Annotated in this window: 12 protein-coding genes; 10 read left to right on the forward strand and 2 right to left on the reverse strand. The window is 68.9% G+C overall.

The window, feature by feature from the left end:
• The 4 genes from KIP89_RS20020 to KIP89_RS16235 all read left to right on the forward strand — a co-directional run.
• Positions 1–285 (forward strand): autotransporter domain-containing protein (locus KIP89_RS20020; RefSeq protein ID WP_213756639.1); only part of this gene is annotated, 285 nt, incomplete at its 5' end.
• 414 nt (positions 286–699) lie between these two features.
• Positions 700–927, forward strand: a complete 228-nt coding sequence (locus KIP89_RS16230; protein ID WP_213756640.1) for a hypothetical protein — start codon at positions 700–702, stop codon at positions 925–927.
• 58 nt (positions 928–985) lie between these two features.
• The gene (locus KIP89_RS19900; protein WP_250152574.1) at positions 986–1345 is read left to right on the forward strand and encodes a recombinase family protein; all 360 of its coding nucleotides are present in this window, start codon (positions 986–988) and stop codon (positions 1343–1345) included.
• Entirely contained in the window at positions 1342–2019 is a 678-nt protein-coding gene (locus KIP89_RS16235; protein ID WP_250152575.1) for a recombinase zinc ribbon domain-containing protein, read from the forward strand. The genes KIP89_RS19900 and KIP89_RS16235 overlap by 4 nt, the downstream gene beginning before the upstream one ends.
• A gap of 120 nt (positions 2020–2139) precedes the next feature.
• Here KIP89_RS16235 and KIP89_RS16240 read toward each other — a convergent pair whose 3' ends face one another.
• Positions 2140–3105 (reverse strand): LysR family transcriptional regulator, encoded by a 966-nt coding sequence (locus KIP89_RS16240; protein ID WP_213756641.1) that lies wholly within the window; start codon positions 3103–3105, stop codon positions 2140–2142.
• A 229-nt stretch (positions 3106–3334) separates the two neighbouring features.
• Between KIP89_RS16240 and KIP89_RS16245 the strand changes: the two genes are divergently transcribed.
• The 6 genes from KIP89_RS16245 to folD all read left to right on the forward strand — a co-directional run bounded on the left by KIP89_RS16245 (position 3335) and on the right by folD (position 10445).
• A complete protein-coding gene (locus KIP89_RS16245) occupies positions 3335–4588 on the forward strand; it encodes a sarcosine oxidase subunit beta family protein (protein ID WP_213756642.1) in 1254 nt (417 codons plus the stop codon).
• Positions 4588–4872: a sarcosine oxidase subunit delta gene (locus KIP89_RS16250; protein WP_213756643.1), complete on the forward strand. Its 285-nt coding sequence runs from the start codon at positions 4588–4590 to the stop codon at positions 4870–4872. The genes KIP89_RS16245 and KIP89_RS16250 overlap by 1 nt, the downstream gene beginning before the upstream one ends.
• Positions 4869–7832: a sarcosine oxidase subunit alpha family protein gene (locus KIP89_RS16255; protein ID WP_213756644.1), complete on the forward strand. Its 2964-nt coding sequence runs from the start codon at positions 4869–4871 to the stop codon at positions 7830–7832. The genes KIP89_RS16250 and KIP89_RS16255 overlap by 4 nt, the downstream gene beginning before the upstream one ends.
• Positions 7833–7836: 4 nt before the next feature.
• The gene (locus tag KIP89_RS16260; protein ID WP_213756645.1) at positions 7837–8442 is read left to right on the forward strand and encodes a sarcosine oxidase subunit gamma; all 606 of its coding nucleotides are present in this window, start codon (positions 7837–7839) and stop codon (positions 8440–8442) included.
• 94 nt (positions 8443–8536) lie between these two features.
• On the forward strand, positions 8537–9406 hold the full coding sequence (purU, locus tag KIP89_RS16265) for a formyltetrahydrofolate deformylase (protein WP_213756646.1): 870 nt from the start codon (positions 8537–8539) through the stop codon (positions 9404–9406).
• Between the two features lie 163 nt (positions 9407–9569).
• Positions 9570–10445, forward strand: coding sequence for a bifunctional methylenetetrahydrofolate dehydrogenase/methenyltetrahydrofolate cyclohydrolase FolD (folD, locus tag KIP89_RS16270; protein ID WP_213756647.1), 876 nt, complete (start codon positions 9570–9572; stop codon positions 10443–10445).
• Between the two features lie 142 nt (positions 10446–10587).
• On the opposite strand, the gene KIP89_RS16275 is transcribed toward folD, so the two are convergent.
• The coding region (locus KIP89_RS16275; RefSeq protein ID WP_213756648.1) for an autotransporter outer membrane beta-barrel domain-containing protein at positions 10588–11761 on the reverse strand (1174 nt) is incomplete at its 5' end.

Here is an 11761-nt window from a genome sequence, read left to right on the forward strand (position 1 = left end):
CTCGCCAAGGAGATCGCGTTCGGTTCCACCGCGGCGACGCTGCGCGGGGCGATCGGCTGGCGGCACGCCTTTGGCGACATCGACCCGACGGTGACGCAGGCCTTTGCCGGCTCGGACGCCTTCACCGTCACCGGCGCGCCGATCGCCGAGGACGCGGCGGTGCTGGAGGCCGGGCTCGATGTGCTGATCAGCGCGACCTCGACGCTGGGTATCGCCTATACCGGCCAATATGGCGACGGCGTCACCGAGAACGGCTTCAACGCACGGCTGAGCGTGCGGTTCTGAGGGGGCGGCGGCGGGGGGCGGCTCTACGCCTCCCCGCCGGCCAGATGGCCGACCGTAAGAGCGCGCCTCAAAACAAAACCGCCCCGCGCCGATGCGGGGCGGTTGGTTGATCCCGACCGGGTGCCAGCGGATCAGCCTGCGCGCAGGAGGTTCGCTTATGCACCAGATGGCTCTCGGGAAGCCGCCTGTTCCTGCCTCCGACGGGATCCCGCCCATCTGCCTAATTGCGCCCGTATAAGCGGATTTCCGCAAAGCCGTTTCTCTCCTCCATCGCTTGCGCGACCGGCAAGCAGCAGAACTGCTTCGCCTTCGTGCAAGTCGTTGCACTCCAGGCAACGACGACCGCCGAAAGGGCCTTTCCGGTAGCTGCTGCAGCCCGTCGAATGTCGCCCATTCGCTGGAACGGATGGGCACATGCGCGACTATCGTAAACGTGGCGATCGGATAGCGGCCGGGAAGATCGGTGGATTGGACCGGCACGCGACGGGGAAGGGGCGGATCGATATGTCCGTCACGAGGCTGGCCCGCCTGATTGGTCGACGCATGGCCCGCGAGATGTTCGAGGCGGAAGGACCGCATGATAAGGTCGGGCTGAAGGTGAAGCCCCCTTCGCTAGGCCGGGAGCCGTCCGGCAGATCTTGAACGGCTGAATCAGCTGTGGCCAGATCGCCGTGACCGACGAGGGTCGCAGGAGGCTTCCATGACATGCGTTGCGCTCTATGCCCGCTACTCCTCCGATAATCAGCGTGATGCGTCGATTGAAGACCAACTGCGCCAGAGCCGGGATTATGCCGAGCGGCAGGGCTGGAGCATCGTCGAGGGCTACACCGATCGCGCCATCTCCGGCGCCTCACTGATCCGTGCCGGCATCCAGAAGCTCATGGCCGATATGCAGGACGGCCGGTTCGACATCGTGCTGTCCGGGCACTCGACCGCATCAGCCGGAACCAGGAGGATGTCGCCGCCGTCTATAAGCGCATGCGCTTTGCCGGGGTCAGGCTCATCACTCTCTCAGAGGGCGAGGTCAGCAAACTGCATGTCGGCCTCAAGGGCACGATGAACGCGCTGTTCCTGAAGGATCTGGCGCTCAAGACCCACCGGGGGATCCGTGGCCGGGTAGAGGCGGGCAAGCTCGGTGGCGGCAATGCCTATGGCTATCGGGTGGTGAAGCAGCTCGACGTCCGAGGCGAGCCGATCCGCGGCGAACGCGAGATATCCGGCTTGATGTTCTGCGGGTGCTGTGACCAACCCTATGTCCGCCGGGGCCAGGACCGCTATTGCTGCACCAGCCACTTGATGGGGACCGGCCGCACCAAAAGCCGGACCATCACTCGTGACAAGCTTGAGGCGCGCGTGGTCAACGGCCTGAAGAACCGGCTCATGGCGCCGGACAAGGCGGCAGAGGCCATGCGCGCTTTCGCAGAAGAGACCAACCGGCTCAACCGGGAGCGTCGGACATCGCGCGAATCTGACCAGCACGAGCTGCCCCAAATTAAGGGCGCTATTGGCGAGATCGTCGCGAGGCGATTTATGCCATCGGCCAACTCGTCACCCGTTTCGTGCTCACACCGGGTGCCAAGCGTGGGGAAGTGCACGCCGTGCCGCATGGTGACATCGTCTCTATTGCTAACTGGGGTGTCGCAGGAAACAGACAGGCCCTGCAAAGCCGATCACCTTACCCATCGCGCCCGCACTCTCGCGCGAGTGTCGGAGCCGATGCAGCCACGGGCTTGACCCGGGGATCCATGACTTTCTTGCCGTCCGCACCCGGCCGAAGACGTGGATGACCGGATCAAGTCCGGCCATGACGGCGCGTGGGAGGAGAGACGCCCGGCCGCTCAACAGCGAATCCCCTCACCCCTCCACCCGAAACTCCCGCGCCAGCTCATCCCCGGCCAGCGCGACCACCGCCGGGCGCAACGCCTCCAGCCGCTCGCGGCAGAAGGCGGCGACCTCGCGCGGCAGGCGCCCCAATTCCTGCCGACGGGCGATCAGCGTGAGATGGCGCGCAAGGCCCGGACCGGGCAGCGGACGGCAGATGAGACCGTCCAGCGCCAGCCCCGCCTCCACCAGACAGAGCGGCGTGGTGATGGCGAAGCCCGCCCCGTCCGCCACCGCCGCCGTCACCCCATAGGGCGTGTCGAATTCCAGCGGGCGCGGCAGGTCGAGCCGCAGGCGGCGCAGATGCCGCTCGATCTCCATGCCGGTCTTGGAGCGGGCGGAATAGCGGACCAGCGGCAGCGCCCGCGCCAGTTCCTCCAGATCGCCCGCCCGCGTCGGGGTCGGTTGGTCGGACGGCATCAGCAGCACATAGGGTTCGGAAAGCAGCGGCCAGCGCTCCAGCCCCTCGATCTCGTCGAGCTCATCCGCCCCCACCAGTAGGTCGAGCTGGCGGGTCAGCAGCGCCCCGGCATGGGAGGCGGTGAGGCCCGACAGCAGCGAGACCTGCTCGGCTCGCTCGCCCAGCGCCCGCGACAGCGGCCCCATCAGCGCACGCGAGAGCGAATCGACCAGCCCGGCGCGCAACAGCGGCAGGCGGGCATGTTCGGCCTCGCGCAGCAGCGGGGCGATCTGCCGGGCTTCCGAGAGCAGCGCGCTTGCCCGCTGGCGCAGCGCGCCGCCCGCGCCGGTGAGCGCGAGGGGTCGGGCCGAGCGGTCGAAAAGCTGCACGCCGATGCGTCGCTCCATCTCCGCCACCGCCTGCGAGATCGCCGGCTGCGTCAGCCCCATCCGCCGCGCCGCTTCCGCCATGGAGCCGGCGTCGCAGACGGCGAGGAAGATCTCCAGCGCGCGCAGGTCGAAGGGAAGCGTGTCGGCCATGATGGTCCTCGGGTGGTCCCTCTTCCCGCATCCAAGGGAACAACGTCATCCTGAGGTGCCCGGCGGCACGCCGGGCCTCGAAGGATGTCCCGGCCCTCCATCCTTCGAGGCTCGCTGCGCTCGCACCTCAGGATGACGGCGCCCGGATGAACCTCACTATAACTCAAACTTATATTACCCGCGCAATCGGTCCGTACTATAGCTGGATCAACCGTTCAGCGAGCCGTCCATGCGCTATTCCTTCCTGAGCCTCCTCACCAATGGCCTCACCGGGCAGAAGGGCTGGAAACCGGCCTGGCGCGATGCCGCGCCGAAGCCTGCTTACGATGTCATCATCGTCGGCGGCGGCGGGCATGGGCTGGCGACCGCCTATTACCTCGCCCGCGTCCACGGCATCCGCAATGTGGCGGTGATCGAGAAGGGCACTATCGGCTCCGGCAATGCCGGGCGGAACACCACCATCATCCGCTCCAACTATCTCCTGCCGGGCAATGAGCCGTTCTACGAATGGTCGATGAAGCTCTGGGAGGGGCTGGAGCAGGAGCTGAACTACAACGCGATGGTCAGCCAGCGCGGCATCCTCAACCTCTACCATTCCGACGCCCAGCGCGACGCCTATGCACGGCGCGGCAATGCCATGCGGCTGAACGGCGCCGATTCCGAGCTGCTCGACCGCGAGGGGGTGCGCGCCATGTACCCCTTCCTCGATTTCGACAATGCGCGCTTCCCCATCCAGGGCGGGCTGATGCAGCGCCGCGCCGGCACCGCGCGGCATGACGCGGTGGTGTGGGGCTATGCCCGCGGGGCGGACAGGCTCGGCGTCGACATCATCCAGAATTGCGAAGTGACCGGCTTCATCCGCGAGGGCGAGGCCATCACCGGGGTCGAGACCACGCGCGGCGCCATCCGCGCCAAGAAGGTCGGCCTCGCGGTCGCCGGCTCCACCTCGCGCGTCGCCGCGCAGGCCGGGCTCACCCGTCTGCCGATCGAAAGCCATGTGCTGCAGGCTTTCGTCTCGGAGGGGCTGAAGCCGATGGTCGACGGCGTCATCACCTTCGGCGCCGGGCATTTCTACATCAGCCAGTCCGACAAGGGCGGCCTGGTCTTCGGCGGCGACATTGACGGCTATAACTCCTACGCCCAGCGCGGCAATCTGCCGGTGGTGGAGGATGTCGCGGAAGGCGGCATGGCGCTGATGCCGCGCATCGGCCGGCTGCGCCTCCTGCGCATGTGGGGCGGCATCATGGACATGTCGATGGACGGCTCGCCGATCATCGACCACACGCCCATTCCCGGCCTCTATCTCAATGCCGGCTGGTGCTATGGCGGCTTCAAGGCGACCCCGGCCTCGGGCTGGTGCTTCGCCCATCTGCTGGCGAAGGATGAGCCGCACAAGGTCGGCGCCGCCTTCCGCCTCGACCGCTTCCGCACCGGCCACCTCATCGACGAAAAGGGAGTCGGCGCCCAGCCGAACCTGCATTGATGCGCATTCCCTGCCCCTATTGCGGCGCGCGCGACGCCCATGAATTCGCCTATCTCGGCGATGCCACGCTGACGCGACCCGACCCGGCCGCGCCGGACGCGGAAGGCCGCTTCTTTGATTACGTCTACCAGCGCACCAACCCGGCCGGGGCGCATGAGGAGTGGTGGTACCACGCTCAAGGGTGCCGCCAGTGGGTGAAGGTCGCCCGCGACACCCGCACCCACGCGATCGGCGGCGCCACGCTGGCGCGCGACGGCGCGGCGACCTCGGGAGACCCCGCATGAGCCGCCTTCCCGTCGGCGGTCTGATCGACCGCGCCCGCCCGCTGGCCTTCACCTTCGACGGCACGCTCTATCGCGGCCATGAGGGCGACACGCTCGCCTCGGCGCTGCTGGCGAACGATGTGCGCCTTGTCGGCCGCTCCTTCAAATATCACCGCCCGCGCGGCATCTTCTCCGCCGGCGTCGAGGAGCCCAACGCGCTGGTCGAACTGCGCTCCGGCGCGCGGCGCGAGCCCAACAGCCGCGCCACCGTCGCCGAGCTCTATGACGGGCTGGAAGCGGCGAGCCAGAACCGCTGGCCCTCGCTCGATCACGACCTTCTCAGCATCAACGGGCTGCTCTCGCCCTTCCTCGGCGCCGGCTTCTACTACAAGACCTTCATGTGGCCGGCCGCGCTGTGGGAAAAGTTCTACGAGCCGGTGATCCGCCGCGCCGCCGGGCTCGGGCGTGCCGCCGACGAGGCGGACCCCGACCACTACGAGAAGCTCACCACCTTCTGCGACGTGCTCATCATCGGCGCCGGCCCGGCCGGGCTGATGGCGGCGCTCGCCGCCGGCCGCGCCGGGGCGCGCGTCATCCTCGCCGATGAGGACTTCCTGCCCGGCGGCCGGCTCAATGCCGAGGCGCTGGAAGTGGACGGCATGGCGGGCGCGGCCTTCGCCGCCCGCCTCCGCGCCGAACTGGACAGCCTGCCCAATGTGCGGGTGATGACGCGCACCACGGTGTTCGGCGTCTATGATGCCGGCACCTATGGCGCGCTGGAGCGTGTCGCCGATCATCTGCCCACCCCCGGCCCGTTTCAGCCGCGCCAGCGGCTCTGGCGCATTGTCGCCACTCGCGCCGTGCTGGCGGCCGGCGCGACCGAGCGGCCCATCGTGTTCGGCGGCAATGACCGGCCGGGCGTGATGCTGGCCGGCGCCGTGCGCGCCTATGCCAACCGCTTCGGCGTGGCGACCGGCACGAGCACCGTCGTCTTCGCCACCAATGACGACGCCTGGCGGGGCGCCTTCGAGGCGCAGCGGGCCGGCGCCCGCGTCACGACAATCGTCGATGTGCGCCGCGAGGTCGCCCCGGCGCTGACCCGCGAGGCCGGCGCGCTCGGCATCCGCACGCTGCTTGATGGCCGCATCACCGGCACCAAGGGCAAGCTGCTCACCCATGTCGATGTAATCGCCAACGGGCGCCGCGAGCGCTTCGCCACGGAGACGCTCGCCGTCTCCGGCGGCTGGTCGCCCTCGGTGCATCTCACCTGCCACCATGGCGGCAAGCCGGTGTGGAATGAGGCGCTCGCCGCCTTCGTGCCCGGCACCTGCCCGCCCGGCCTCGAAGTCGCGGGCGCGGCCGCCGGCACGTTCAGCCTTGGCGGTGCGCTGCGCGAGGGTCGCACCCTCGGCGCGAAGGCCGCCGCCGATGTCGGGCACACGTCGCCGATGATCGAGGCGCCCAAGGCGCAGGACACGCCCGGCGCGGCCACCGCCTTCTGGCATGTGGCGGAGTCGGTCGGCCCGGCCTTTGTCGACCTCCAGAACGACGTGACGGCGAAGGACGTGTCCATCGCCCACAGGGAAGGCTTCCGCTCGGTCGAGCATCTCAAGCGCTACACCACGCTGGGCATGGCGACCGATCAGGGCCGCACCTCGAACGTCACCGGCCTCGCCATCATGGCCAGCCTCACCGGGCAGGGCATCGCCGAGACCGGCACCACCATCTTCCGCCCGCCCTACACGCCGGTCTCGCTCGGCGCGCTGGCCGGCCATCACCGGGGTAAGGACTTCCGCCCCGTCCGCCTCACCCCGACCCATGAATGGGCGCGGGCGCAGGGCGCGGTGTTCATCGAGACCGGCGCGTGGCTGCGCGCGCAGTATTTCCCCCGTCCCGGCGAGAAGGACTGGCTGGAGAGCGTCTCGCGCGAGGTGACGGCGGTGCGCGCGGCGGTCGGGCTGATCGACGTCTCGACCTTCGGCAAGATCGACCTGCAGGGCCCGGATGTCGGCGCCTTCCTCGACCGGGTCTACATCAACGGCTTCGCCCAGCTCGGCGTCGGCAAGGCGCGCTATGGCGTGATGCTGCGCGAGGACGGCATGGTGATGGATGACGGCACCACCGCCCGCCTGTCACCCGAGCATTATGTGATGACCACCACCACGGTGAACGCGGCCAAGGTCTATCAGCACCTCGAATTCTGCCTGCAGGTGCTGTGGCCGGAACTCGATGTCACGATTGCCTCGGTCTCCGACCAGTGGGCGCAGATCGCGTTGGCCGGCCCGCGTGCGCGGGACGTGCTCGCCCGCATCGTCGATGCCGGGGTGGATGTGTCCAATGAAGGCCTGCCCTTCATGGGCGCCATCGAGGGCGCGGTGATGGGCGGCGTGCCCGCGCGCCTGTTCCGCCTCTCCTTCTCCGGCGAGCTCGGCTATGAGATCGCCGTGCCCGCCCGCCATGGCGCGGCGCTGGCCGACGCCTTGATGACCGCCGGCGCCGCGTTCGGCATCACCCCCTATGGCATCGAGGCGCTGGGCGTGCTGCGCATCGAGAAGGGCCATGTCTCCGGCAATGAGCTGACCGGCCAGACCACGGCGGGTGATCTCGGCATGGGGCGGATGGCCTCGACCAAGAAGGACTATATCGGCCGCGTCATGGCCGCGCGTCCCGGCCTCACCGATCCCGACCGGCCGAGCTTTATCGGCTTCAGGCCGGTCGACCCCGCGCAGCGCCTGCGCGCCGGGGCGCATTTCCTCACCCCCGGCGCCGTCGCCAGCGTGGAGAATGACGAGGGCTATATGAGCTCGGTCGCCTATTCGCCGCATCTGGGCCACTGGATCGGGCTCGGCTTCCTGAAGAACGGCCCGTCCCGCATCGGCGAGCGGGTGCGGGCTTACGATCCGGTGCGTGGCAACGACTTCGAGGTCGAGGTCTGTTCGCCCGGCTTCATCGACCCGGAAGGGGAGCGGCTGCGTGGTTGATCCGATGGCTGAGCATTCGACACATGATCCCCTCGCCGGCATCGCCTTCGACCGCGTGCCACCGGCCGGGCACTATGGCCGGCCGGGCACGCCGGGCGCCACCGCCCGCATCGTCGAGGGCCTCGCCCTCGCCACCCTCGCCGCCCGCAAGGGGCAGACGCCGGCACTGACGGCACGGCTGGCGGCGATCTTCGGCGCCCCCGTCGTCGACGCCCCCCGCGTCAGCGGCACCGCGCCCGCCTTTATCGGCATGGGCCCGGGCCGCTGGATCGCGCTGGCGGAGGATGCCGCGCTCGCCACGCACCTGCGCGAGGCAGCCGGCCCGCTCGCCGCCGTCACCGAGCAGTCGGACGGCTATATCGTGCTCGACCTCGCCGGCCCCAAGGCCGGCTGGCTGCTCGCCAAGGGCGCGCTGATCGACCTCGACCCCGCCATATTCCGCGAGGGCGACGCCGCCACCACCGTGCTCGCCCATATCGGCGTCACGCTGTGGCGCACCGGGCCGGAGGGTTTCCGCCTCCTCGTGCTGCGCTCCTATCTCGCGGCATTCTGCCGCTTTCTCGTCACCTCCGGCGCGGAATACGGCCTCCGCCTCGATGTCCGAGGTTGATCGCGGCGCGCCGCGCGCTTCCCACTCCGCCGCATCTCCCTTAAAAGCCCGCGCAGCGCGCCGCCGCGCCGCTGGCCGTTCGACGAGAGAACCGATGACAACACCCACCGCGCCCTGCGTCCTCACCCTCTCCTGCCCCGACCGTCCGGGCATCGTCGCCGCCGTCGCCACCTTCCTGTTCGAGCATGGCGGCAACATCCTCGAAGCGCAGCAGTTCGACGACACCGAGAGCGGGCGTTTCTTCATGCGCGTCATGTTCGACCGCGCGGGCGGCGACGGCTCGCTGGAGACGCTGAAGGCCGATTTCGAGGAGATCGCGCAGAAATTCTCCTTCGACTGGCGCCTGCGCCCGCGCGGCACCAAGCGCAAGGTGATGCTGCTGGTCTCCAAATTCGACCATTGCCTCGCCGACCTGCTCTATCGCTGGCGCATTGGCGAAATCCCGATGGACATTGTCGGCATCATCGCCAACTACCCGCGAGAGACCTACGCGCATCTCGATTTCGACGGCATCCCCTTCCATTATCTGCCCATCACCAAGCAGACCAAGATGGAGCAGGAAGCCCAGCTCTGGGAGACGTTCCAGAAGTCCGGCGCCGAGATCGCGGTGCTCGCCCGCTACATGCAGGTGCTGTCGGACGGGCTGTCGGCCAAGCTGTCGGGCCGCTGCATCAACATCCACCACTCCTTCCTGCCCGGCTTCAAGGGCGCCAAGCCCTATCATCAGGCCCATGCGCGCGGCGTGAAGCTGATCGGCGCCACCGCCCATTACGTGACCTCCGATCTCGACGAGGGTCCGATCATCGAGCAGGATGTGGAGCGCATCACCCATCAGGATTCGGCCGAGGATCTCGTGCGCAAGGGCCGCGACATCGAGCGCCGCGTGCTCGCCCGCGCGCTCGCCTGGCACCTCGACGACCGCGTGCTGATCAACGGCCACAAGACCGTGGTCTTCCGGGACTAAAGGTTGCGCGACTGAGGATGCGTGCGTGCTTCGAGACGCGGGGCCTTGCCCCGCTCCTCAGCATGACGAAGGCGCGCAACGCGCCGTCATCCTGAGGTGCCCGGCTTGCCGGGCCTCGAAGGACGCAGGACAAAGCCGTAAGCGATCCGCGCTGGAGGAAAAAATGGTCGAGACCCGCCTGATCGACGGCAAGGCCTTCGCGGAAGGCTTGCGCGGCCGCATCGCCACCGAGGTCGCCGCTTTTGAAGCCGCGACCGGCGTAAAGCCCGGCCTCGCCGTAGTGCTGGTCGGCGAGGACCCGGCCAGCGCGGTCTATGTCCGCAACAAGGGCAAGCAGACGCTGGAGGCCGGCATGGCCTCGATCGAGCACAAGCTGCCGGCCGATACCGCGCAGGACGTGGTGCTCGCGCTGGTGCGCACGCTCAACGCCGACCCGACTGTGCACGGCATTCTCGTGCAATTGCCACTGCCCGCCCATATCGACGCGCAGGCGGTGCTCGCCACCATCGACCCCGCAAAGGATGTCGACGGCTTTCATGTGGTCAATGCCGGCCGCCTCGCCGTCGGGCTGGAGGCGCTGGTGCCCTGCACGCCGCTCGGCTGCGTGCTGCTGCTGAAGGACCAGCTCGGCAGCCTCGCCGGGCTGGAGGCGGTGGTGGTCGGGCGCTCCAACATCGTCGGCAAACCACTCGCCCAGCTCCTGCTGCGCGAGGACTGCACCGTCACCATCGCCCATTCCCGCACCCGCGACCTCGCCGATGTGTGCCGGCGCGCCGACATCCTGATCGGCGCGGTCGGCCGGCCGGAAATGATCCGCGGCGTATGGATCAAGCCGGGCGCCACCGTGATCGATGTCGGCATCAACCGGGTGGAAAAGCCCGGCGGCGGCACGCGCCTCGTCGGCGACATCGCCTTTGACGAGGCGCAGGGCATCGCCGGCGCCATCACCCCCGTGCCGGGCGGCGTCGGCCCGATGACCATCGCCTGCCTGCTGCAGAACACGCTCACGGCGGCGAAGCGGCTGGTGGACGCCGCGTAAAGGCCACTGCCGGGCCGCGAGTCCGCCTGAGGCCCCGAAAAAGAAACCGCCCCGCATCGCCGCGGGGCGGTTTTCGTTTGGGCGTTCGCCGTGCGAGCCGGAGGGAAGGGCGGCGACCCGCCCGCCTCAGAACCGCCCCGCCTCAGAACCGGACGGTGAGCCGTGCGTTGAAGCCGTTCTCGGTGACGCCGTCGCCATATTGGCCGGTATAGGCGATGCCCAGCGTCGAGGTCGCGCTGATCAGCACGTCGAGCCCGGCCTCCAGCACCGCCGCGTCCTCGGCGATCGGGGCGCCGGTGATGGTGAAGGCGTCGGAGCCGGCAAAGGCCTGCGTCACCGTCGGGTCGATGTCGCCGAAGGCGTGCCGCCAGCCGATCGCCCCGCGCAGCGTCGCCGCGGTGGAGCCGAACGCGATCTCCTTGGCGAGGCGCAGGCCCAGCGTGGTGAAGGTCGTGTCCATGGTCTGGGAGTCGCCGGTGAGCGCGGCAGCGCCGCCTTCTTCCGTGTAGCCGTCCTGGTCGAGGCTGACATAAGAGAGGTTGGCGAAGGGCTCGAAGGCGATGCCGGCGGCGTCAAACCGGTAGCCGAGTTCGCCGAAGGCCTGCACCGTGCCGGCAGTGTAACCGGCCGACAGGCTGTCCGAATAGCCGGTGAAGGCGACCGAGCGGTTGGTCGAGATGTCCTGCCACGTATAGGCCAGACCCGTGCGCAGCGCGAGCGGGCCCCATTCATTGCCGCCATAGAGGCCGATGTGCCAGTTGTCGCTCGAGCCCGAGGAGTTGCGGCCGGAAATCGAGAAGTCGGTGTAGCTGTAGCCGCCGGCCACGCCGAGGCGCCAGCCCTCGCCGACCAATGTGTCCGCGCCGATCAGGAAGCCGCCGGTGGAATCGGAGACGCCGGCGGCGTTCGAATTGCCGTCCATCTCGCCCCAATTGCCGAAGGCGGTCGACCACAGCGCGAAGCGTTCCACCGCCGCCAAGGCGGGGGCCGCCTTCATCGGCATGCTCATATCGGCCGCGACCTGCACGGAAGAGGGCGCGGCATAGGCGAGCGCGCCCGAGGACGTCTCGATCACATTCACCACCTGGCCGGAAGAGGCCCCGACCCCGCCCTGCGCCGCCCGCAGGCGATCATTCAGCGCGCCGCGGATCAGCGAGGACTGTTCCATGAACAGGCTCTGCGTCGAGGCATGCACCTCGCCCGAGAGCTGGTCGAAGGCGTTCGGCGCCTGCGCCGCCGTGAGCTGGAGCGCCGCGTCATAGACCGCATTGCCGAGGCCGAGCGATTCCGTGGCATTGGCGCTCGCCACCTCATTG

This window comes from Ancylobacter radicis (assembly GCF_018449475.1).
Lineage (GTDB): Bacteria > Pseudomonadota > Alphaproteobacteria > Rhizobiales > Xanthobacteraceae > Ancylobacter > Ancylobacter radicis.